Source organism: Oceanisphaera arctica (genome assembly GCF_002936955.1).
Classification (GTDB): domain Bacteria; phylum Pseudomonadota; class Gammaproteobacteria; order Enterobacterales; family Aeromonadaceae; genus Oceanimonas; species Oceanimonas arctica.
Genome location: NZ_MPZM01000012.1, coordinates 71,012 through 91,309, shown reverse-complemented (window position 1 = coordinate 91,309; position 20,298 = coordinate 71,012). Strand labels below are relative to the sequence as shown.

Below are 20,298 nucleotides of genomic sequence, written 5' to 3'. Positions count from 1 at the left end.
CACCGCTGGCGGCCGACTGGGCGGCGTTGCGGATGTTGATGAGGTCATCCACCGAGGCCTGACTGGTCAGGGGGGAGACTTTGACGGTGATAGCCATAAATTCAGCTCCGGGTAATGGTCTGGAAATAGATAACGCGGCCGCCAAGCAGATAAGTCACGGTGCCGGTGGGGGAGGTAATAAAGACATCGTAATAGCCGGCCAGGGTGCGCGGGCGCTGCGGGTGCGCAACCGGGAACAGGGCCATGGTCTGAGCGCTGGTCAGTGACAGGATCAGTTCGCCGCTGGGCGGATTGATGATGTCGGCGCGGAACTCGCGGATCAGGGCGGCGCCCTGGTCGTAGCTCTCGCGCAGTTGGGCCTGTGCGGTGTAGCCGGTCAGAACCATGGGCTCGCGGTCTTCTTCCAGCACCAGTGACAGGGTGAAATCTGCGCCTTCGGTGATGGTGATGTCGTATTTTGGTGTAGATGTCAGGCTCATGGCTTTGCTTCCAGCTGGGCGCCCTCGGCAAGCAAGAGGCCGAGCACCTGGTTACCGTTAACCATTTCGTTACGGAACGACTCGACGGCGGCGCCGGTCTGGCGTTGCTGCTGGCTGTTCTCGATGAGCAGCAGGGGCAGCCAGGTAATGGCGCAGGACCATTCATCCACGTCCTGCCCGGTTTGCGGGTGGGTGCCCTTTACCTGGGTCATCCAGGCGCACTTGATGCCGATGCAGTCTTTTTTGAGTAACGGGCAGTAGCTGCCGGGTTTGATTTGCATGACGGCTCCTTATTGTTTGGTGGCGATGATGATGTCGACGTATTTCACGTCCATTTTCAGGGTGTGGCTGTGCTTGCCGTTCAGATCTGAGCTACCGCCGTGGCTGTGGGGTTGGCCGCCGCCGGCGCTGTCGGTGCCATCTTGGTAACTGCCGATGGGCATGCGTGAGTTGTATTGATGGTGCTCAAATGAATAACTTCCCTTACCCACATAACCGCCATGCTTGTGCGCCGGGATCTGACTCAGGGTCAGGGTGTGATTGTTCACGGTGATCGAGTGGTTGTGTTCGCCGCTCTCGCTGGTTGCGCGATTGGCGGTAAAGGCGGCGGTAAAGTCGGTGCCGCCGCCGTTGCCGGCGGTACCGGTGACCACACGCAAGGCGTGGTTGTTGAAGCTGGCGGTTTCTTTTACCCAGCCGGCGGGGGCCGACGTTTGCTGAAACAACATGCGGGTGCCGGCCGGAAAGGTCGCCGGTACCAGCTTGGCGATGGCCTGCTTAACTCGCAGCGGGGTCATGAAGCGGTCGGCTTTGCTGCCCGCCTCGGCTTCTTCCTGGCTGGCGGTGGCGAAGTTGTCGACGCTGTCCAGGCCAACCTGGCCTTTAGTGTGGGGGCTGGTTTCGCCCTTGTGCGCCTGGATCAGCTTGTCGGCCAGCTGCCTTGAGCGCAGCGGGGTCATGAAGCGGTCGGCTTTGCTGCCCGCTTCGGCTTCGGCCTGGCTGGCGGTGGCGAAGTTATCCAGCTTATCCAGGCCAACCTGATCTTTGGTGTGGGCGGCGGGGCGCTGTTCGTGCCACCAGAGTCCGCCGCGGCCGCGCAGGTCGGTAATGGCGCCACTAACTTCGATGCGAGCGACGGGGGTGACGCGGTGCTGATAGCCGGCGCCGTCGATGTAGTCGAGCAAGGGATCGGTGCTGACGGTGATGGTCAGCATGGTGTCCCAGTCCGACAGCAGGCTGCCGGCGTAATAGGCGTCGGCATAGATGGTGGCGGGGCGGGCGGGCACGGTTACCGATTGACTGGCGGCCAGTTCGGCACGCAGTCCGCCGATGTAGGCACGGCCGGGGGCCAGGCTGTAGTCGTTGCCACCGGCGGCGGTCACGGCAAAGGCGGCGGCGTGAAAGGCGGCCTGGCCGTAGTGGTCCTGTGCCTGAGCCTGCAGGTCTGCATCGATGCCGCGCAGGCGGGCCGAAAAGTCGATTTGCCAGGTGCCGGCATCCACATTGATTTGGGTAGCGGCCACGGCGCCGTCGTATTCCATCAGCAGCGACTTCACCAGAGAGTTGCCCACGGACGCCCCCGCGGTTTTTATTTTTTGCTCCGTCTCTTTATGCACGGCCATGGCCACCATGTCGGCGGTGCTGTTGACCAGGTAAAGGGCGTTAAAGTCGAAGTCGCCGACCGTGGCATCCATGACCACGGAGTAGACCACTGCGTTACTGTTGACGCGGCCGGCCTGGTCGATGGGCTGGCGGTGCACTATCTGGCCGATGGGGGGCAAGCCCTGGGTTCTGTCGATGGGCTGCTGTAAGTCGAGGTCTGGAATATAGGCCAGTACCATTTCATCCAGGATCGTCGGCTCGCCGGCCTGTAATCGATCGGCCAGGTAGGTTTCGAAGGCGGAGGTAATAACGGATTGGGTCACAGACTGGCTCCAATGATCTGATAACTGCCGTCGAAGCGGCCGTGATTGAGTTGCACCTTGATCGGGAACGTCACTTCAAACTGGTAGCGGCGACAGGTGCGACCGTATTGCTCGATCAGGCTTTGCAGCAGGGTCTGGTTTTGGGCCAGGTTGCTGTCGCTCAGCTCGATGGTGATCAGGTCCCAGGGCTCGCCGGGGCGACGCTCGTGAATGCCGACCCAGCCGACGCCCAGCCGTTCAAAGATGCGCTTGAACCCGGCCGTTTCGCCGGCGTCACGGGCATTCACAAAGGCGTACTTCACCCGCTTGCGGTACAGGTCTAACGGTTCATTGGTGAAGCGACGGATACCCCGATCCCAGGCCAGCAGGTTGAGCATGGCTTCGGAGCAGTTGAGCGGGTCGGACTGACGCAGCGGAAACAACAGGTACCGCCAGCAGCGCCGCCAAAAGGCATTAACGCCCCTGGTCATGAAATGCGGCTCCTGCATGCCATTGCCGTCCATCCACCAGGGTGCCATGTGCTCGGGCAAGGCGACTGCCTGCTGCTGATGGGTGTCCGGCTCGGCGGTATAGAGCACCTGACCGCCCATCAGATATCGGGTTGCGCCGCTGGGCGAGGTGATGAAAACGTCGTAATAGCCGACAGGGGCGCGCGGGTGCAGCGCCTTAGGGAACAGCTTTCGGGTTTGCTGCTCCGTGAGCGACAGGTTCAGCCGCCCCCGCGCCGGGTCGGCCAGGGTGGCGGTCAGCTCAATCACCACCGGAGACGATTGCTCAAAGGTCTGGCGGATCTGCGCGGACACCCGATAGCCGGTGAGACCCATCTGACCGGCGCCGGCTTCCAGCACCAGGGGCAGGGCGAATCCCCGACCCTCGACTATCTCGATATCATGCCCTGACTGATTAGTCATGGATGATCACCGTCAGGCTGGTGAGTCGCGGAATGCTCTGGCCGCTCTCGATGTTGGCGACCGGCGCCGTGGTCTCGCCGAGGTCGTCGGAAAAATCGACGCCGTCGATATCGGGCAGCAGGCTATGCAGCTGCTGACCCAGGCGGCTGAACGAGAAGCGGGAAAAAGGCTGCACCCGGGTCACGGTGGGCCAGGCGGCGGTTTCGCGAAAGGCGGCGCGCACCAGGCTGTCGGCCTCGGCCTGCAGGGCTGCCTTGTCGGCGTCGCTGATAAAGGCCCGGGGCCAGATATCCAGCACCAGGGCGTGGTCGGTATAGGGCAGGGCGAAGCACTGCAAATCGTCGCCGTGGCCGTGGTTGCCCTCGGTGCTGACATGGTGGTTAAGCTTGTCGATCAGGGTCTGGGGCGTGGCACCGACCTCCATCAGGATATAGGCGTTGGCGGTGCCGGGGCCGCGTGGGGCGTCGTGCTCGAAGAAGATGTGATCGGAGCGAATGCCGGCCACGCTGGCGAGCATGGAGCGATAAACGGCGTCGATATGGTAGCGGCCGACCACGGAATACTGATTCTGAATGCGCAGGCCCAGTTCGTCGTCGTCTTCTTCGTCGTCGCCGGGCTGGGTGATCCAGTCTTCCGGGTTGCTGGCATGAGAGATGCCCGGTACCGCTTTGGGCAGAATGTTGAAATAGCCGGCGGGCAGGTTGTATGCCGTGCCCGGTTCGAGTGCTTCGCACAGCACCAGGCCGGAGTCGGAACCGGCCGAAATCACGACATCGGCCACCGACTTGACGGTGTAGGTCACGCCGTTAATGCGCTCGGTGCTGATCAGGGTTTCGGCCGGGATCAGAGTCTCATCCAGCGCGGCGCCCTTGAACAGCTCGACCGTGCCGCGGGTGCGGGTGGCGGGCTTGCGCGTCAGTCCCACGTCCCAGGCTTTTAGATCCTGATAGTAGCCCTTGGCGGTGGCGGCAAAGCTGTTGGGCAGCACATGGCCAACCAGCAGGTTGCGCAGCAGCCAAAGGGCGGGCTTGATCACCAGCGCCTGCTGTAACCTCCAAAACGGGCTCATGCGACTGTCGTTGGTGATCACCGATCCGGAGGCGGTTACCTCGGTGGCCAGCTCGACGGCCAGCGCTTCTTCGGTGGTCGGGATGCCTTCGGCGGCAACCAGCCGGGTAAAATCCACGGTAGGGCGAGCGGTCACAGTGTTACCTCCAGGTGGCCGAAATCGTAAGTGGTGGCGGTGAGCAGGTAGCGGTCGGCGGCCTCTTCACGCAGCTCGGCGGTGCCGGGCACCAGCCGCCTGTCCTGCTCGACCAGGATGCGGATTTGGGTGCGCACGTCGGCGCGCAGGGTGGGGCTGCGTTCGCCAATGAGTGCCCGGGCCAGCCCGGACTCCAGCACGGCGTGCTTGATGTCCTGGCCGATGCTGTGGCGGTTGTCGGTATAAACCGGCTGGGCGCCGGCATCCAGCACGATGCCGCCGTCTTCAATCAGCAGGTCGATGTATTGGCGGTCAGAAGCCATGCTGCAGTTCCTCCCATTCGGCCAATTGCTGCGGGCCCATGCCCTGCTCGGCTTTGATGTGCACATCGCCAAACTGCACGGTTTTACCGGCGTTCTGGCTGGCGACTCTGGCCATTTGTGGCATCAGCGGTGCCGCCGGCGCCTTGATGGTGTCCGGTGTGCGGGCGTTGCTGAGTTGCTGGTTGATGGTGTTTTGTTTGGCCTGAGATAAGCTCTTGGGCATATTAGGAGTGCCTGCCACTGCTTCAGCAGGAAGCACTCCACTGCCAGTGCGCTCGACTTCCTGTGTGATAGAGGGCATTTCGGGAACTTCCGGCAGCGACATATCTGCGCCGCCGATATCAATATCCACGCCCGGGATCAGGCTCAGTTTTTCCAGTACCCATTGCACCACTTTTCCCGCTGCCCACAAGGGGGCGAGCAGTAGCTTGAACACAGTGCCGATAATGGTACCTGCGGCCTGACCCAGTCCCTGCATAGTGACAAAACCTACACCCATACCGTCCAGGGCTTCCCCCGCCAGACCAAACAGGTCTATCAGCCAGACAATGCCGTTACCAATAGCCCCCAGAATATCGCCAAAGGGTTCGAATACCTGGCCAATTGCCGGTGCCAGAGTGCCAATAAATCCTCCCAGAAAGGCGGAAAGCGGTTCCCACAGCCATATAAGCGCGGCAATGGCTGCCACCACTGCAAGGATCGGCCAGCTCACGGCGCCCAGTGCCAGGGCGGCAATGCCAGCGACGACGCTCCATGCCGCCATTACGGCGGTAAGGCCGCCGACACCAATAGCCGCCCAGGTCACCATTTCGGTCAGGTTCGGGAACATCTCGGTCCACTGGGTGAGTACCGCCATGCCATCCACCAGGACGCTCACCATGTCGTTGATGGCGGGCAGCACGCTACCCCCGGCCCCAGCCGCCAAGGCGAACCAGGCCGCGCCCAGCCGCTCCCATTGGTCGGTCATGGCGCCGGCCATTTGGGTGGCCTTGTCCATGCCGGTCTGCTGGCCGACGTTATTGATACTGGCGGCGAGGCCGTCGATGTCCGGCAGCATCTGCTTGATGAGCGCCACCGCCTCGTCGGAGCCGAACGCTTTTTTCAGCGCGTCCGACTCGGCCACGGTAAGGGTGTCGCCAAACTGGTCTTTCAGCTTCTGCAGTATCTCGACCATGCCCAGGGCATTGCCGTTGCCGTCGACAAAGCTCATGTTCAGCTTGTCCTGAGCACCGGCAATGCCGTTCAGAAACGACTTGTACTTGGTACCGGCCTCGGAGCCGGACATGGTGGCCTGCAGGGTACCGAGTACCGCCATCTGTTCGGCCATGCTGGCCCCGGCGGCGGTGCCCGTGGCGCCAATACTGGTAAAGGCGGCACTCATCTCGGCGCCGGTGGTTTTGAAGGACTCCACCGCCTGGGCGGTCTGGCCGGCAACCATGGCGGCAAAGTTGTCTTTGCCCATGGCATCGGCCTGCCGCTTGAACACCCCGTACATGGTACCCATGTAACTGGTAATGGTGGCGGTGTCGGCCTTGGTGGCGGCAGCCAGCACGGCGGATGCCTTGGTAATGCCGGCCAGCTCGTCGCCGGACAACTCCCCCATGGCCGACTTGATATCGTAGGCGGCACCCACGAACTCGGTGGCCGACTTGCCAAACTCGATGGAAAACTCGGTGGCGGTCTGGCTGAGCAGATCCAGGTCTTGCTGCACCACGCCCAGCGATTTCACTTCTCCCAGCACCCGGTCCATCTCGATAGCGGGCATCAGCGCCTGATAAAGGGCAACACCGGACGCAGCCAGGCCGGCCACACCACCCACGATGCGATCCATGCTCTGACGGCCGAGGTCGCCGGTCTGTCTTATCTGATCGTTAATACCCTGTATGGGCCTGGTGACCTTGTCCACCAGGCCAACCGTGAGCATTAATTGTTCCAGATGTCTCATGCGCCGTTAAATGCCTTTGCTATACCCGCCGCGATGGCGTGAGAGGTGTTGTCCCAGTGCTGCTTGTTCAGCCAGATAGCCCGGGCCAGGGCTTCTTCATCGTCCGGCTCATGGGGCAGATAGTGGCGGCGTAACGTCAGTATCTGCTCCAGCTGGTTGTGCTCTATGGCCTCGGCCCGGCGGGTTAGTTTTTTACCGAGATTTCCAGCTCGGGAATGAAGGCCTCGTTCACCTTGGCGGCCAGCTTCAAGCCGGCACCGGGCAAGGCCAGCAGCTTCGCCAGGGCTTCCTTGCCGTCGGCGGCCACGATGCGGTTCAGGTAGTTGTGAGCCGGGGCCACCTTGTCGTCCATGGTCAGTTCGTTGATGTACTTGTTGTATGCCTGGGTGGTGGGCTCAAACGCCAGTTCGGCGCCGCTTACAATCAGGGTGATGGTTTGTTTGCTCATTTTTGCAGTCTCTCCAGTTTTTTATCCAGACGGTCGAAACCGTCATCGATGCGTTTTTCTATGCGGTCTATGCCTTCCTTCAGCTCGGGCTTGGTGGCGTAGTTTTCTGCCACATGGGCCCGCAGGTTGGCGTTATCTACCTGATTCTTGTGTACCTTGCCGCCCAGGTTATTGAGGACGGGCGTCAGCACGGCGGCCAGCAGCAGACCCATCGAGATCCCCACGCCCAGCCACTCGGTTACCTGGTCCAATGTGACCTCCTGCGATTCGGTCGATTTGTTTTTGTTTTTCGGCGCTGCCGCGTGAGCTTCCCAGCCAGTAGGTGACGGCGGCCAGAAAGGCGGTCACGATTTGCCCGGCAAGGTAGAACACCACTTCCTTGGAGCTGTCGGGTACCGGCATGACCATGAGTGCCACGGTCAAGGCCACCACCATGATCGCCAGTGACAGGGTCAGGCGGGCCGGCATGGGGCTGTCGTGGTGTTGTGTGCGGGCGTTCTTTACGTCATCCAGAAAGAGGTCGGTTTCCTTCAGGTGCAGTTCGACCAACTTCAGGTTGGCCTGGCGGATTTGCTCCCGCTCTTCATGGGCCCACTGCTGCAACTTGAGCGCGGCGCCGGGGTTCTGCACCAGCTCCCGCTGTACGGCATCGGGCCGGTTATCGGTACCGAGCGCCCCGGCTATCTGGGCGCCAATGGTAGCCGCCACGCCCACGGGGCCGCTCAGTAGCGGAGCTACGGTGCCGGCAATGCGGCCTACGGTGGTGGCAATGTCTTTCCAGTCGCTCATCGGTCGTTATCCTCGGTGGCATAGTGCAGGTTAAGGGCGATGCGGCGGGCCCAGCCACGGCCGAACTGCGCCCAGGTACGCACGCCGGTCATGAAGTTCAGCCGCTCGGCCAGAAAGGCCATCAGCAGATCATTCAGCTCGGCCCCCTGAGCGGCGGCCAGGGTATGAGGGCCAATGACGCCGTCGTCCTTGACGCCCACGGCCCGCTGCAGCATGCGGGTGCTGTGGTGCATGCCATGATTGATGGCGGCATCAAACAGCTGGTACTGAGTGGCGGGACGAAAGCGCGCCATGCCCAGGCGATCCCACCAGTCGCGCCAGTAGATAGCTTTGGCTCGCTCGACGGTCAGCCCCTCGATATCCAGCTCGGGGTAGGTCATGGCCGAGATACCAAACTTGGTGCCCTTGAGCTGGCCTTTGCCTACCTGGCCAGAGGTCCAGTTGCCACGGTCGTCCGGGTGGGCCTGAAAGCGACCCTCGTGGCCCACGGTGCGATCAAATACGGTGTTGAACATCAGCGTCTTTTCTCCATCAGGGTCTGGCAATCCACACACAAGGTCAACGCCGGGCAGGGCAACCCGGCGGGCCTCGGGAATGGGCTCGGCGCACTCGTCGCACTGGTGGCGACTGGTGCCGCTGGTGCTGCGACCGGTCTGGGCGGCCAGCTGCTTGGCCAGCAGCCAGTCGCTCATGTCATTGGCGCGGTCGATGACATCCATGGCGGTTACCCAATCAGGTGACGAGTGTCGTCACGGGACAGGTAGGGCACGCCGTTGATGCGCACGAAGTCGGGGCTGGTGATGAAGCCCTTGATCTTGTGGATGCTCTTGTCGCCGCCCTTGGTGTCGATGTCGAGCAGGTCGGACAGCACCAACTTTACGCCGAAGGCTTCTACCTTGAGCTCTTCGGTACCGGTGTTGGCGTAATAGAGCACGTCGTGGGGCTCGATACCGCGCCACGAACCGGCGCTTCTGGCGGCCTGACTGAGCAGGTTGAAGTTCTTGGTATCCAGCTCGTATTCCACGTCGGCGGTGACGTCGCCGTCCACAAAGCCGTCGGTAATGCCGCGGGTCTGGGTGACGGCGGTGCTGTCGTTAATGGTGAGGGTGGCTTTTTCGAGGTGGATCATGGCGCCCAGCAGCTCCACGTCGAAGTTAATGCCGGATATGCGGCGGCTCATCAGGTGTTACCTCCTGGGTTGCTCAGGTCGAGCATGATGTTAATGCCAATCTTCTTGGGGCAGTCGTAAGGCTGGGCCAGGGTGTAAATGGCCACCTCGTACTTGCTCAGCCACTCGATGACGATATCGCCGTCGTCGGGCGGCGTGATTTCGCCGGGAAAGGTCAGGCCGGCAATGGTTACCGACTTGCTCATGGCCCGCAGGTCCTGGGTGAAATAGAGCTCGGCGGCGGCCATGCTTGCCGGGGTGCTGTTGAGCTGGCGATCACCGATGCGGGCGATGGCTCTAATGCGCAGCTTGCGGGCGATTTTGTCGGCCACCCGGCGGTTTTCGATCACCTGGTAATCACCGCCTTCTACGTCCAGCATGTTGCCGTCGGCCCAATAGACGCCGTCGTAGTCCGGGAACCACCAGGGCACCGAGTAACGGTTTGATTCCAGGGTTTGCAGGGTGGCCAGGGTCAAGGGGGCGCTATTGCTGTCGAGGGGCTCGGCGCCCAGAGCCACGACGGCACCGGTCTTCACCCGCATGGGGGTGTCGGCAATGGTCACCAGCCGGTTGCACAGGCGACCGGCCAGCACGCCGGCGTTGTTGCCGTGCAGTTGGGGCACCAGCATGACGCCATCGGCGGCAATACCCTCTTGCAGGGTGGCCATGGCGGCCTCGTAGGCGGGCCAGTCCTGGCTGGCATTATCGATACCCGGCACGGCGATGATCATGGTTTGCCAGCGGCCCCAGGTGGCGATCAGCTCATTGCGCAGGGTCTGGGCGTCATTGATGGCGGCGGCAGATGCGACCGGCTCGGTCAGCACCACGGCTTCAAAAGAGGCGGCGGCCTGGGCGGCGCGAACGGCGGCTTTCCAGTCTTCGGCCACGGCGAGCACGTGCACGTGGGCGCTCCAGTTCTGGCCGGCGTTCTGCATGGCGGCCAGCACGTTGGTTTTAAGCGTGCTGTCTTCGGTGCCCAGCAGTTCGTCAAACTTCGACTGGGTGTTGACCGACAGCAGCTTGCCGCTGTTGGCGGCGGCCTGACCCACAAACAGGAAGTGGCGTTCAACTTCGTTGGTCGGCCCCTGCATCTGGTTCAGGTTGTTGACTTGAATGATTGGGATCATGGTTAACGTCTCCGGTTAAATTCGGCGGCCAGGGCATTGATGACCAGTTGAGGATCCAGCTCCATAAAGGGGCGGGCCGGTACCTTTATTTCCCAGCTTGTCTTGCCGGCTCGTTTGTTGCGCTTCTCGGCGATCAGCATCTTCAGGGTCTGGCCAGCCTGCTCGAAGCTCATGTTTTTCTGTATCCAGGCCAGCCCCGGCTTGCGGGTACGCTTCACCTTTTTGCCGACGGTGATGCTGTAGCCCAGCCGCCGAAGCAGCCGCGCCTGGTGGCGGGTCGCCGGGCCGTCAGGGTCGGCGGCATCTTTTGACTTGCCGCTGCGCTTTCTGGCCTTGGCCTTGGTGTAAATCTCGGGCAATCCGTACTGATGCTTGAAGGCGTTTTGGCCGGCCTTTTTATCTTTCCAGGCTGCGGTGCCTTCGTTTTTGCTAACCTGCACTTTTAGTCCGCGCCCCATCTTGCGGAGCATCTTCTTTCGGCCCTGCTGTCGCTTGGGCCAGGGCTGGCCATCTGGACCTTGCTGCGCTTTCAGGTTGGCCTTGGTGTCTTTCACCGCCTGCCGCATGACTTTTTCCAGCAGCCGCTTGCGGCGCTCTGGCGGCATCATGGCCAGCTTGAGCCGGTCGGAGACGGAAACGGCGCCTTTTAAATCAAACGCGATCACGGCTGCTCCTCCGTCGAACCCGGCTGACCACCATTGACCCGCACCTGACCGGTTTCGGCCACCCAGACTTCGTAGGGGGCTACGCTATAACGCTGGCCGCCGTAGGCGATGGGGCCGGCGGCGTCCGGCAGCAGAAACAGCGGCTCGCTGAACTGCACGCTGATGGTCAAATCGGCGGTGCGGTCGTCTATCGGCTCCACGTCGTAATCCGGATCGGGCAGCTCGAACTGTTCCCGCTCGGTATCAACGTCCTGCAGCCAGGCGGCCACGGTGGCCAGCACCAGGGCCGGGTCCAGCTCTTTAAACGGCAAGTCTTCAATCAAAAACACCGCCTGGTAATCCAGCCGGGCCAGTTGCATGCCGTTGCCGCCGTGCTTGGGTGCAAGGCGCAGGGTGCCGTTCTGCATCCAGGCATCAAAGTCCTTGTGGCACTTGCGTGGCAGCAGCTCCTTGATAACCCCGCTCAGGGCCTGCAGGTAATAACCCTGGCTCATAACAGCTCGCTCATAACAGTTCGATCCCGCAACGGTGCACGCCCTTGATGGCCCGGATGTGCTGCTGGCTTTCGGCCAGCAGGGCGGCGCGGGCATCACCGCTTTGGGTGGCCTGGTTATTACCGGTGTCGCGCTGGGTCACGCTGCCGAACTCAACTACCAAATCGGCCTTTGCACGGGCAAACACCGCCTGGCGGTAGAGTATTTCCAGCTGGTTCTGGCCGTTGATGTGGGGGCCGTCGACTTCGGCGGCCATCCAGTGCCCTTCGGCCTGCAGCTTGCTTTTGGTGATCATCAGCTCGATGTTGACCTGGGCGACGGCAGAGAGCACGGCGGCGGCAACCGTTTCCGGCTGCATATCGGCCGGTATGGCCCGGCCTTGCTCGAATTCGCCGACCTCGATGTCCGGCCAAAAACCATCGTTGGTGATGGTGGCTTGCTGGTAGTCGGTGGTCTTGCCGTTAAACATGGCTTGCCCTCTGCGTTAAATAGGTGCGCCCCTGGCCACGGTGTTGGGCAACAGCGTTAAGGCATTGCCTGGCTGTTCCCGCACCGCCGGGGCGCGGCGGCGTGGAGCTAGTCTTGCTCAAGTGCCCGCAGGCGCATGGCAATTCGGCTCCGGTGGGTTTTTACCTGGGCACCCACCGGATCCCATTCATGTGCTTTCACCAGCAGGGTATCGGCCTGCTCCAGTACGTCCGGGTCGCTCACTGCGCTGGGCCTGGGTTCTCCCAGTGCATCGCGCAGCAACAGCAGCCCGGCGAACTTGAAATACTTGGCGGTCAGCTTTTCGTTCAGTCGCCAGTCTTTGGCCACATGAGCGAACACCCGGCTGAAATAAGGCTCGACCGCCTGACCCTCTGCCGCCTGCTGTTCGGCCCACTCCAGCACGGTATCCGCCACAAAGTGGGGGAAGTCGCGCTTCATGCGGGTGGGCGTGTGCTGGCCCTGAGCGATGGCCACTTCGGCCCAGTCCAGCGCCTGCTCGAACTCGCCCAGGTCGAACAGCCAGACCACCAGGGTGGCGAACAGCGGGTTCTGGTGGGTCTTTTCCCCGGCCAGGTACTGCTCCACATAAGGGCGATACTTGGGCAGCAGTTCCCGCTTGAGCGTGACCTTGTCGGCGATGCGGTCCAGCGCCTTCAGTCGCTGCTGGTCTTGCTCCAGGGCCAGTAACTGCAGATGCAGGCTGTGCGCCAAATCACCCACCGCCTGACCGGTGGCGGCGGCGTGTTCAGCCGCCTGCATGGCGCGGTGCTTGTCTCTGTGTCGCTGGGCCGGGGTGCTCATGGGTTAGTCCTTACACCGCCGGATCGGGGCCGATAACCACATGGGCTTCGTCGAAGGCGGCATAGGCGCGGTAGTCGCCCACGGCATAGCCTTCCATGCGCCAGTATTGGGACTCGAAGCCCTTGCGGTCCTGGTTCTGGGCCGCGCTGCGCTGTCGGGTGCCGCGCTGGGTATACAGGTGCAGGTTGCCGGGCATGGTGACCACCATGCGCTTGCCGGGGAAAAACGGCGGCGTCATGGCGCGACGGCCGGCAATGGAGGTGGCCAACTGCTGGGCGGCAATCTGCTCGGTGGGCTTGTTTGCCTCGCTGTACAAACGGCCCTGGGCGGCGGCGACCAGGTCGGCACCGACCAATACGGTGAGACGCGGATCGTTACGAAACGCCGGGTCTATGGTGCTGTTGATCAGGTCCGAGGCCATGGCGTCCAGGGTTTTGTATTCGCCCTTGGTGCCTTCGGGCTCGAAGTAGACCTTGCTGCCGGCGCTACCGACAATCTGTGAGCCGCTATTCCACTCGGCCACCAACTGCTGCCAACCCTTGTTGACGTCCTGGCCCAGGGGGTTGGTGTCGGGGTCGGTGTCGGCGGCAATGGAGATACCGTTGAAGCCGACGCGCAGCATATCCAGCGCAAAGCTGCGGTTGATGAACTCGTTCACCTTCCGCAGGAACTCGCCTTCGTTACCGGCGTTGGCCCACACGGCCAGGGTGGCCCAGGGCAGCACGGCGCCGGAGTCGGTTTCGGTCAGCTCGTAGTTGTGGCCATCGACACCGACGTTTTTCAGGAAACGGCCATTAGCCTTGCGGCCGGAGTGGATACCGCCGATACCGACATCGATAACCTGGCCCTTGATCTGGTCGACGTCGGCCAGGGTGATCATGCGCAGGAAATCGATTGACTCCAGCAGGGCGGCGCGCAGGCGGTTTTCTTGCGGGCCGGTAACGGAGAACTTTTCTTTGATGCGGCTAACATCGATGCCATAGCCGGTGGCCAGCGCCTGAAAGTATTTATTCAGCTGGGACTCGGCGGCCTGGGTGAGAATCATGCTCATGCTGGTTCCTTACACCACGTGGTAAATGTCGCCGCCGGCGGGGGCGGGATTAGGGGTCTGGCCGGGCTTTTCTTTCAGCAGGGTAGAGAACTGGATTTCCAGCCCGCCCTGCTTATCGGTCATGCCTTTTACCGCCGTCATCAACTCGCTGAACTGCTCGGCCGTGACGCCTGTTTCTGCAGGCACCGGCGGTGGATCGGGCGTTATGGCTGGGGCTGGGGCAGGCTCGGGTTCTTTCTTGCTGAACTGCTCGAACTTGGCTTCCAGCTCGCCTTGTTTGTCGGCAACGCTGTTCACGGCAGTGAGCAATTCGCTGAACTGTGCTTTATCCATGGGTTCCTCGGGTTCTGGTATTTGGGGGGCAGGGGTGTCAGGTTCCTGGGCTTTGAACCAGGTCATGAACTTTTTGAACATGCCGGCTTCTTGTTCGCGGTCGGCCATGTCGGCCAGGCTAAACGGCTCGCTCTGGCCAATGACTTTCGGGGGCTGGTCTTTGGCGCTGAACTGCATGCGAGTGGTACCGGTGCTGGCCGGTCGGTCGGTCACGCCCAGACCGGCGAGGTAGGTTTTCTCACTACCGGCAAATTGCTCTTTGGGTTCAATGCTGCAGAACTGGTACTGACCTTGCTGGTTCTGATAGATGAGCTCGCGAGTCGGGCGCAGGATGGCAAACAGCTTCATCTTGCCGTCAACCTCTTCGGCCTTGAGCGCCTCTACGGTGCCCATGGCTGACCACTTGTAATGGTCCGGCCAAATAACGGCGGTGTAGTGGTCGGGATCGTAGGTTTCGGCCATGTCGGTCAGCCACTCGCGAGAGATAACGCGTTCGTCGACGCTGTTGCCTTCGGTGGCGATGCAAACCCAACCTGTTCTCAACTTTGAATCGGTGCTCATGGTCCTGCCCATTTCCTGTGATGGCGACAGGCTATGAGCAATCCATGTTGATTTCACTCTGTTAAATTGTGCCGAATTGCGATTTTTGATAAATCGCAAAACCGCGCAATTTCAGTGAGATAGAAGCGTATTTACGGTGGGTATGATGGCCGCATTTATCATGCGCCTTAATCGGAAATACGGACTGTCATGGCCTACACCGAAGAAATCCGCAACGCCGCCAAAGGGCTGTATTTAAAGCGCTGGCTGCCCCGGGAGATTGCCCTGGAACTTAACCTGGCATCGGTGCGGGTGGTGTATCAGTGGGTGGAGAAATACAGCTGGGACGCGCTGCTGTCGGACGAGCAACTGGAAGACGCCATTGCCCGGCGAGTGCAGTTGCTGCTGGGCCGCGAGAAAAAGAACCAGACCGAGCTGGACGAACTGGATCGGCTGATTGGTCAGCACGTGCGGCTGAAGAAAGAGCTGCTGCAGCTGCGCGAGAAAGAAGTGGGCCTGAAGGAGCGGGAAGCGGCCATTGCCGCCGGGGTGCAGGCCGATGAGTTGCCCGAGCTGGCGGCACCGAGAGGCAGACGCGGGGGCGGGCAGAACAAGGGCGGCAAGGGCAAGAAGGGCAAGCAGCGCAAGAACGACATCAGCGAACTGCTGCCGGAAGACTTTGATGACTGGCTTGGCACCCTGTTCGGCTACCAGTTGCGCTGCCGCGAGGCGAAAGACGACCCCAGCGTGCCGCGTACCCGCAACATTCTGAAGTCGCGCCAGGTGGGCATGACCTACTACTTTGGCGGCGAGGCGCTGGAAGACGCAGTGGTCACCGGTGGCAACCAGATCTTCCTGTCGGCCACCCGGGCCCAGGCGGAAGTATTTCGGGCCTACATCATCAACATCGCCCGCGAGTTCCTGCAGGTGGAGCTGTCGGGCAACCCGATTATTCTGAGCAACGGCGCCGAGCTGCATTTTCTATCCACCAACTCCAACAGCGCCCAGTCGCGAAGCGGCAACGTCTACATTGACGAATACTTCTGGATCCCCGGCTTCACCAAGCTCAGCAACGTGGCCTCGGCCATGGCCACCCAAACCCGCTGGCGAAAAACCTACTTCTCGACCCCTTCGGCCAAGTCGCATCCGGGTTATGGCTTCTGGACCGGCGACACCTGGAAGGAAGGCAAAGACAGCCGCAAAGACATTGAATTCCCGACGCTCGACGATATCCGCGACGGCGGCCGGGTGTGCCCGGACCGGCAATGGCGTTATGCCATTACCGTAGAAGACGCGGTGGCCAGTGGCTGCAACCTGATTGATGTGGACGAGCTGCGCGACGAATACGCCGATGAGGTATTTCGCAACCTGTTCATGTGCGAGTTTGTGGACGATGCGGCCAGCGTGTTCAAGTTCAACCAGCTGGAAGGCTGCGGCGTGGATACCGATATCTGGACCGACTTCAAACCACGAGAGGTACGACCGTTCGGCAACCGGGAAGTGTGGCTGGGTTATGACCCCAGCCGCACCCGGGACAATGCCACCCTGGTGGTACTGGCCCCGCCGGAAGTCACCGACGAGCCGTTTCGGGTGCTGGAAAAGCACCACTGGCGAGGGCTTAACTTTCAGCATCATGTGGCGGAAATTGCCAAGCTGTTCAAACGCTATCGGGTGACCTACATCGGGGTCGATATCACCGGCATCGGCGCCGGGGTGTTTGACCTGATCAAGACCAAGTATCCGCGCGAGGCACACGCTATTCACTATTCGGTTGAGAGCAAGAACCGCCTGGTACTGAAGATGATCGACGTGGTGGAGGCCGGCCGCATCAGCTGGGATCAGGAGCATAAAGACATACCCCTGTCGTTCATGGCCATCAAGCGCACCACTACCGGCAGCGGTAATGCCATGACCTTCAAGGCGGGGCGGGACGCCACCACCGGCCACGCCGACGCCTTCTTTGCCATTTCTCACGCGGTGATCAACGAACCGCTGGATCACTCGAACAAACGTTCTTCAACCTGGGCCATACAAGCATGACCGAGCAAGCTATTTCCAACCCTGCCTCCAACCCGATGACCGCCTTTAACTTTGGCGAGCCGGAACCGATAGAAAGCGGCCGCTGGCTCACCGATTACACCGAGCTGTTTTACGACCACTTTGCCGATTACTGGAGCACCCCCATCAGCCGCCAGGGGCTGGCCCAGATTGCCAACACCAACGCCCACCACGGGGCGCTGATTTATGCCCGGCGCAACATGGTGGCGGGGCGATTCAAGGGCGGCGGCGGCCTGAAACGCCGGCAGATGCAGGCCTTCGCTCATGACCTGATCCAGTTTGGTGATGCGGCTTTTCTGAAAATCCGCAACAGCCTGGGCCGAGTGGTTCGGTTACACCCGTTGCCGTCCATCTATTTGCGTCGGCACCAGAGCGGCGACTTTGTGTTGCTGCAGGCCAACAACGAACAAATCCGTTACCGGCAGGAAGACGTGATCTATCTGACCCAATACGACCCCCGCCAGCAAATCTATGGTCTGCCGGATTACCTGGGCGGCATTCAGTCGGCGCTGCTGAACCGGGACGCCACCATGTTTCGCCGGCGCTATTACCAGAACGGGGCGCACATGGGCTTTATCTTCTACGCCACCGATCCGAACCTGAGCGAAGACCAGGAAGAAGAGCTAAAGAAGAAGATCCAAAGCTCGAAGGGGGTGGGTAACTTTCGCAGCCTGTTTATCAACATTCCCAACGGCAACCCGGACGGGGTCAAGCTGATCCCGGTGGGCGACATTGCCACCAAAGACGACTTTGACCGCATCAAGAACATCAGCGCCCAGGACGTACTGACCGCGCACCGGTTCCCGCCAGGGCAGGCGGGCATTATCCCCAGCAACGCCGCCGGCCTGGGCGACCCGGAAAAAACGGACGCGGTCTACACCCGTAACGAGGTGCTGCCGCTGTGCGAGCTGATTGCCGACGAGGTGAATTCGGACCCGGATATTCCGGCCCGGCTAGCCCTGCAGTTTGCGCTGGAATGACTGTATAAATAACCAGTTGCATGGGTGCCGTGTGATGCCAGATATCGTATGATAGGTGCTTGTTTGTACGGGAGAAAAATAAAGATGCGCGTGTACTGCAGAGAGTGCGGAAACAAGGGGCGGATAACAAATACCAATCGCCTGAGCCGGGATTACACCGAACTGTATTGCCAGTGCAACGATGCCGAGTGCGGCCACACCTGGGTGGGTGGCTTCGGTTATCGACACACCCTGAGCCCAAGCGCCAAGACCGCCAGCCAGATGGCGTTTCAGTTGGTCAAATCACTGGCACCAGAGATGCAACGGGATCTATTGAAGGAACTGGAAGGGGCGCGATAAGCGCCCTTTTTATTTCTCAACCTTCATTTTTGCATGCAGTCGCCCAGGGAACAGCTCGGTGTAGACTTGCCACAGCAAATTCAAACTTCTGTGACCGGTCACTTGTGCGACTTCCTCAATGGCATAACCTGCCTCGAACAGGCGGCTGGCACCCTCTCGTCTCAGGTCGTGATAGCGTAGGTCCTCAATGCCCAGCGCATTGCGCACCCGTTGAAATGCCGCCGTGACGCTGGTCGATTCGTAGGGAAAAACCCGGTCGGAGTCTCTTGGCTGCCGCTGCACGATATCCCAGGCGTCACCCAGCAACGGCACCCACATATGGTTCCCGGCTTTCTTACGGGGATCCTTCCGGTTGCGCACCAGCACCACCCTCTCAGCGGCATCCACATCAGCCCACAAGATGGAGCAGACTTCGCTGATCCTCATGCAACTGAGCACGGAGAAGTCGAGAATATCGGTTAACGGTATTTTACTGGCGTGATGATTCATGCGGCTGGCCAGCCCGGCGCGCAGCTTGTCCAGCTCAGCCTCGGTTGGCCGCCGACTCCGGCGCTCCGACCTGCCTATCAGGCCCATGCTGTGCAACACAGGGATCACCTCCCGGATCACGTCGTCACCCACGGGTATCCCAAACACAGGGCGGGCGGCAGCAAACACCGATTTCAGATAGCTGATGTCCTGGGCCACGGTTTGGGGCTTGGCCCCGGCAGCGTTCCGGTCGCGGCAGTGGTTGATGATGGCCATGGTACTGAGCTGATCGGCCTGCAGCCTTGATATGTCACTATCGGCCAGCAGGTCGAGCACATACCCCTTGGTGCGGCCGATCTTCTTGCTGATATCCGGGTCGTTCCGATACATGGCTATCAGCTCTCGAATGGTGGGCACGGCCGGCTGCTGGCCCGGTATCCCCTGGGTCTCGATATGGGACACCATCAGCTTGCCCCAGGCGCGGGCGTCCGCCAATTTCCCGAAGGTGCGAGACTCCTGATACACTATTGCACTATCTTTTTTGACACGCACGATGCAGCGATACCGGATCACCCCGGCCGCCGTCTTGCGTTTCTCTACCGTAAAACTGGCCACAACGCCCCCTTGGTCTGGTATCCCATTTATCTGGGATACTCGGCGGGATACCGTAGCCGTAAAAATAGCAGAGAACAACGCTTAATGAGTGAAAACAGCACAACGCCCAACACCGCAAGAACTCAGGACGGAGCCGCCAGGGCTGGCGGTTTCAGCTCTGGCAGGTTTTCCGTCGCCCCCATGTTGGATTGGACGGACCGTCATTGCCGTTATTTTCATCGACTGCTCAGCCGCCATGCCCAGCTGTACACCGAAATGGTGACCACGGGCGCCATTCTGCATGGCAAGGGCGATTATCTGGCCTTCAGTCAACAAGAGCACCCGCTGGTGCTGCAACTGGGTGGGAGTGATCCGGTGGCGCTGGCGCGTTGTGCTGAGCTTGCCGAACAGCGCGGCTATGACGAAATCAACCTCAACGTGGGTTGCCCCTCGGATCGGGTGCAAAACGGCATGTTCGGTGCCTGCCTGATGGCGGAGCCTAAGCGGGTGGCCGACAGCGTGGCGGCCATGAAAGCGGCGGCGGCGATACCGGTGACGGTGAAAACCCGTATCGGCATCGATGAGCAGGACAGCTACGAGTTTCTCTGCACCCTGGTGGACGGGTTGGTGGACGTCGGGGTCGATGCGCTGGTGGTGCACGCCCGCAAGGCCTGGCTCAAGGGTTTGAGCCCGAAGGAAAACCGCGAAATTCCGCCGCTCGACTACGAACGGGTCTACCAGCTCAAGCGCGATTATCCGGGGCTGACCATCGCCGTGAATGGCGGCATCAAGACTCTGGATGAGTCGAAACTGCATCTGGCGCAGCTGGATGGGGTCATGCTGGGGCGTGAGGCCTATCAGAATCCCTATCTGCTGGCGCAGGTGGATGCCGAGCTGTTTGGTGACGAGCAGGAGGTGCCCAGCCGCCATCAGGTCGTACGCAACCTGCTGCCCTATATAGAGCAGGAGCTGAGCCGGGGCACCTATCTTGGCAGTATCACTCGTCATACCCTGGGCATCTTTCAGGGGCTGCCGGGTGCCAGGGCCTGGCGGCGTCATCTGAGCGAAAATGCCCACAAGGCCGGTTCCGGTATCGAGGTGGTGGAGGCGGCCATGGCCAAGGTACCGGAGTCGGTACCCGAGACGGTGCTTGACTACAGCTAAGGA

Annotated in this window: 25 protein-coding genes; 4 read left to right on the top strand and 21 right to left on the bottom strand. The window is 61.1% G+C overall.

The genetic code is table 11. The features are described 5' to 3' along the window. Nucleotides 1-101 precede the first annotated feature (101 nt). The 20 genes from UN63_RS07830 to UN63_RS07735 form a co-directional block, all read right to left on the bottom strand. On the bottom strand, nucleotides 102-479 hold the full coding sequence (locus UN63_RS07830; protein ID WP_104486214.1) for a hypothetical protein: 378 nt from the start codon (nucleotides 477-479) through the stop codon (nucleotides 102-104). Beyond that, complete coding sequence (locus UN63_RS07825) at nucleotides 476-760, bottom strand: hypothetical protein (RefSeq protein WP_181068205.1); 285 nt, start codon at nucleotides 758-760, stop codon at nucleotides 476-478. The genes UN63_RS07830 and UN63_RS07825 overlap by 4 nt, the downstream gene beginning before the upstream one ends. A gap of 9 nt (nucleotides 761-769) precedes the next feature. Beyond that, entirely contained in the window at nucleotides 770-2,404 is a 1,635-nt protein-coding gene (locus UN63_RS07820) for a phage tail-collar fiber domain-containing protein (RefSeq protein WP_104486213.1), read from the bottom strand. After that, nucleotides 2,401-3,315: a phage tail protein gene (locus UN63_RS17285; RefSeq protein ID WP_229793434.1), complete on the bottom strand. Its 915-nt coding sequence runs from the start codon at nucleotides 3,313-3,315 to the stop codon at nucleotides 2,401-2,403. The genes UN63_RS07820 and UN63_RS17285 overlap by 4 nt, the downstream gene beginning before the upstream one ends. Further along, nucleotides 3,308-4,519 carry a baseplate J/gp47 family protein gene (locus tag UN63_RS07810; protein WP_104486212.1) on the bottom strand — a complete coding sequence of 404 codons (1,212 nt, stop codon included), beginning with the start codon at nucleotides 4,517-4,519 and terminating at the stop codon, nucleotides 3,308-3,310. The genes UN63_RS17285 and UN63_RS07810 overlap by 8 nt, the downstream gene beginning before the upstream one ends. Continuing rightward, the gene (locus UN63_RS07805; protein WP_104486211.1) at nucleotides 4,516-4,842 is read right to left on the bottom strand and encodes a DUF2590 family protein; all 327 of its coding nucleotides are present in this window, start codon (nucleotides 4,840-4,842) and stop codon (nucleotides 4,516-4,518) included. Before UN63_RS07805 ends, UN63_RS07810 begins: the two co-directional genes overlap by 4 nt. Further along, nucleotides 4,832-6,766 (bottom strand): phage tail tape measure protein, encoded by a 1,935-nt coding sequence (locus UN63_RS07800; RefSeq protein WP_229793435.1) that lies wholly within the window; start codon nucleotides 6,764-6,766, stop codon nucleotides 4,832-4,834. The genes UN63_RS07805 and UN63_RS07800 overlap by 11 nt, the downstream gene beginning before the upstream one ends. A gap of 17 nt (nucleotides 6,767-6,783) precedes the next feature. Then, nucleotides 6,784-6,927, bottom strand: a complete 144-nt coding sequence (locus UN63_RS17470) for a DUF6890 family protein (RefSeq protein ID WP_425320321.1) — start codon at nucleotides 6,925-6,927, stop codon at nucleotides 6,784-6,786. A gap of 44 nt (nucleotides 6,928-6,971) precedes the next feature. After that, a complete protein-coding gene (locus tag UN63_RS07795) occupies nucleotides 6,972-7,235 on the bottom strand; it encodes a putative phage tail assembly chaperone (protein ID WP_104486209.1) in 264 nt (87 codons plus the stop codon). Then, nucleotides 7,232-7,447 carry a hypothetical protein gene (locus UN63_RS07790; protein ID WP_104486208.1) on the bottom strand — a complete coding sequence of 72 codons (216 nt, stop codon included), beginning with the start codon at nucleotides 7,445-7,447 and terminating at the stop codon, nucleotides 7,232-7,234. The genes UN63_RS07795 and UN63_RS07790 overlap by 4 nt, the downstream gene beginning before the upstream one ends. Beyond that, nucleotides 7,404-8,024 carry a hypothetical protein gene (locus UN63_RS07785; protein WP_104486207.1) on the bottom strand — a complete coding sequence of 207 codons (621 nt, stop codon included), beginning with the start codon at nucleotides 8,022-8,024 and terminating at the stop codon, nucleotides 7,404-7,406. The genes UN63_RS07790 and UN63_RS07785 overlap by 44 nt, the downstream gene beginning before the upstream one ends. After that, nucleotides 8,021-8,743 (bottom strand): glycosyl hydrolase 108 family protein, encoded by a 723-nt coding sequence (locus UN63_RS07780; RefSeq protein ID WP_342352434.1) that lies wholly within the window; start codon nucleotides 8,741-8,743, stop codon nucleotides 8,021-8,023. The genes UN63_RS07785 and UN63_RS07780 overlap by 4 nt, the downstream gene beginning before the upstream one ends. Nucleotides 8,744-8,748: 5 nt before the next feature. Then, complete coding sequence (locus UN63_RS07770; protein ID WP_104486205.1) at nucleotides 8,749-9,204, bottom strand: DUF2597 family protein; 456 nt, start codon at nucleotides 9,202-9,204, stop codon at nucleotides 8,749-8,751. Continuing rightward, nucleotides 9,204-10,319, bottom strand: a complete 1,116-nt coding sequence (locus UN63_RS07765) for a DUF2586 domain-containing protein (protein ID WP_104486204.1) — start codon at nucleotides 10,317-10,319, stop codon at nucleotides 9,204-9,206. The genes UN63_RS07770 and UN63_RS07765 overlap by 1 nt, the downstream gene beginning before the upstream one ends. A 2-nt stretch (nucleotides 10,320-10,321) precedes the next feature. After that, nucleotides 10,322-10,984 (bottom strand): phage virion morphogenesis family protein, encoded by a 663-nt coding sequence (locus tag UN63_RS07760; RefSeq protein WP_104486203.1) that lies wholly within the window; start codon nucleotides 10,982-10,984, stop codon nucleotides 10,322-10,324. After that, entirely contained in the window at nucleotides 10,981-11,478 is a 498-nt protein-coding gene (locus UN63_RS07755) for a phage tail protein (RefSeq protein ID WP_104486202.1), read from the bottom strand. Before UN63_RS07755 ends, UN63_RS07760 begins: the two co-directional genes overlap by 4 nt. A gap of 10 nt (nucleotides 11,479-11,488) precedes the next feature. Continuing rightward, entirely contained in the window at nucleotides 11,489-11,947 is a 459-nt protein-coding gene (locus tag UN63_RS07750; protein WP_104486201.1) for a head completion/stabilization protein, read from the bottom strand. 107 nt (nucleotides 11,948-12,054) lie between these two features. After that, nucleotides 12,055-12,768 carry a phage terminase small subunit gene (gpM, locus tag UN63_RS07745; protein WP_104486200.1) on the bottom strand — a complete coding sequence of 238 codons (714 nt, stop codon included), beginning with the start codon at nucleotides 12,766-12,768 and terminating at the stop codon, nucleotides 12,055-12,057. A gap of 10 nt (nucleotides 12,769-12,778) precedes the next feature. Beyond that, nucleotides 12,779-13,819 carry a phage major capsid protein, P2 family gene (locus tag UN63_RS07740; RefSeq protein WP_104486199.1) on the bottom strand — a complete coding sequence of 347 codons (1,041 nt, stop codon included), beginning with the start codon at nucleotides 13,817-13,819 and terminating at the stop codon, nucleotides 12,779-12,781. A 9-nt stretch (nucleotides 13,820-13,828) separates the two neighbouring features. Beyond that, a complete protein-coding gene (locus UN63_RS07735; RefSeq protein WP_104486198.1) occupies nucleotides 13,829-14,713 on the bottom strand; it encodes a GPO family capsid scaffolding protein in 885 nt (294 codons plus the stop codon). Between the two features lie 189 nt (nucleotides 14,714-14,902). On the opposite strand from UN63_RS07735, the gene UN63_RS07730 reads away from it, so the two are divergent. The 3 genes from UN63_RS07730 to UN63_RS07720 all read left to right on the top strand — a co-directional run bounded on the left by UN63_RS07730 (nucleotide 14,903) and on the right by UN63_RS07720 (nucleotide 18,069). Beyond that, nucleotides 14,903-16,732, top strand: coding sequence for a terminase large subunit domain-containing protein (locus UN63_RS07730; protein WP_104486197.1), 1,830 nt, complete (start codon nucleotides 14,903-14,905; stop codon nucleotides 16,730-16,732). Further along, a complete protein-coding gene (locus UN63_RS07725; RefSeq protein WP_104486196.1) occupies nucleotides 16,729-17,730 on the top strand; it encodes a phage portal protein in 1,002 nt (333 codons plus the stop codon). The genes UN63_RS07730 and UN63_RS07725 overlap by 4 nt, the downstream gene beginning before the upstream one ends. An 84-nt stretch (nucleotides 17,731-17,814) precedes the next feature. Continuing rightward, entirely contained in the window at nucleotides 17,815-18,069 is a 255-nt protein-coding gene (locus tag UN63_RS07720; protein WP_104486195.1) for an Ogr/Delta-like zinc finger protein, read from the top strand. Between the two features lie 9 nt (nucleotides 18,070-18,078). Here the strand turns inward: UN63_RS07720 and UN63_RS07715 are convergent, their stop codons facing one another. Further along, nucleotides 18,079-19,152, bottom strand: coding sequence for a tyrosine-type recombinase/integrase (locus UN63_RS07715; RefSeq protein ID WP_104486194.1), 1,074 nt, complete (start codon nucleotides 19,150-19,152; stop codon nucleotides 18,079-18,081). A gap of 180 nt (nucleotides 19,153-19,332) precedes the next feature. Between UN63_RS07715 and dusA the strand changes: the two genes are divergently transcribed. Next, nucleotides 19,333-20,295, top strand: a complete 963-nt coding sequence (dusA, locus tag UN63_RS07710; RefSeq protein ID WP_229793436.1) for a tRNA dihydrouridine(20/20a) synthase DusA — start codon at nucleotides 19,333-19,335, stop codon at nucleotides 20,293-20,295. The last annotated feature ends 3 nt before the right edge of the window (nucleotides 20,296-20,298 follow it).

Bases quoted from the DNA above. Each gene is read 5' to 3' on its own strand.
- UN63_RS07830 (WP_104486214.1), bottom strand. From the start codon at position 479: ATGAGCCTGACATCTACACCAAAATACGACATCACCATCACCGAAGGC.
- UN63_RS07825 (WP_181068205.1), bottom strand. From the start codon at position 760: ATGCAAATCAAACCCGGCAGCTACTGCCCGTTACTCAAAAAAGACTGC.
- UN63_RS17285 (WP_229793434.1), bottom strand. From the start codon at position 3,315: ATGACTAATCAGTCAGGGCATGATATCGAGATAGTCGAGGGTCGGGGA.
- UN63_RS07805 (WP_104486211.1), bottom strand. From the start codon at position 4,842: ATGGCTTCTGACCGCCAATACATCGACCTGCTGATTGAAGACGGCGGC.
- UN63_RS07800 (WP_229793435.1), bottom strand. From the start codon at position 6,766: ATGCTCACGGTTGGCCTGGTGGACAAGGTCACCAGGCCCATACAGGGT.
- UN63_RS07795 (WP_104486209.1), bottom strand. From the start codon at position 7,235: ATGAGCAAACAAACCATCACCCTGATTGTAAGCGGCGCCGAACTGGCG.
- UN63_RS07790 (WP_104486208.1), bottom strand. From the start codon at position 7,447: ATGGGTCTGCTGCTGGCCGCCGTGCTGACGCCCGTCCTCAATAACCTG.
- UN63_RS07785 (WP_104486207.1), bottom strand. From the start codon at position 8,024: ATGAGCGACTGGAAAGACATTGCCACCACCGTAGGCCGCATTGCCGGC.
- UN63_RS07780 (WP_342352434.1), bottom strand. From the start codon at position 8,743: ATGGATGTCATCGACCGCGCCAATGACATGAGCGACTGGCTGCTGGCC.
- UN63_RS07770 (WP_104486205.1), bottom strand. From the start codon at position 9,204: ATGAGCCGCCGCATATCCGGCATTAACTTCGACGTGGAGCTGCTGGGC.
- UN63_RS07765 (WP_104486204.1), bottom strand. From the start codon at position 10,319: ATGATCCCAATCATTCAAGTCAACAACCTGAACCAGATGCAGGGGCCG.
- UN63_RS07755 (WP_104486202.1), bottom strand. From the start codon at position 11,478: ATGAGCCAGGGTTATTACCTGCAGGCCCTGAGCGGGGTTATCAAGGAG.
- UN63_RS07750 (WP_104486201.1), bottom strand. From the start codon at position 11,947: ATGTTTAACGGCAAGACCACCGACTACCAGCAAGCCACCATCACCAAC.
- gpM (WP_104486200.1), bottom strand. From the start codon at position 12,768: ATGAGCACCCCGGCCCAGCGACACAGAGACAAGCACCGCGCCATGCAG.
- UN63_RS07740 (WP_104486199.1), bottom strand. From the start codon at position 13,819: ATGAGCATGATTCTCACCCAGGCCGCCGAGTCCCAGCTGAATAAATAC.
- UN63_RS07735 (WP_104486198.1), bottom strand. From the start codon at position 14,713: ATGAGCACCGATTCAAAGTTGAGAACAGGTTGGGTTTGCATCGCCACC.
- UN63_RS07730 (WP_104486197.1), top strand. From the start codon at position 14,903: ATGGCCTACACCGAAGAAATCCGCAACGCCGCCAAAGGGCTGTATTTA.
- UN63_RS07725 (WP_104486196.1), top strand. From the start codon at position 16,729: ATGACCGAGCAAGCTATTTCCAACCCTGCCTCCAACCCGATGACCGCC.
- UN63_RS07720 (WP_104486195.1), top strand. From the start codon at position 17,815: ATGCGCGTGTACTGCAGAGAGTGCGGAAACAAGGGGCGGATAACAAAT.
- dusA (WP_229793436.1), top strand. From the start codon at position 19,333: ATGTTGGATTGGACGGACCGTCATTGCCGTTATTTTCATCGACTGCTC.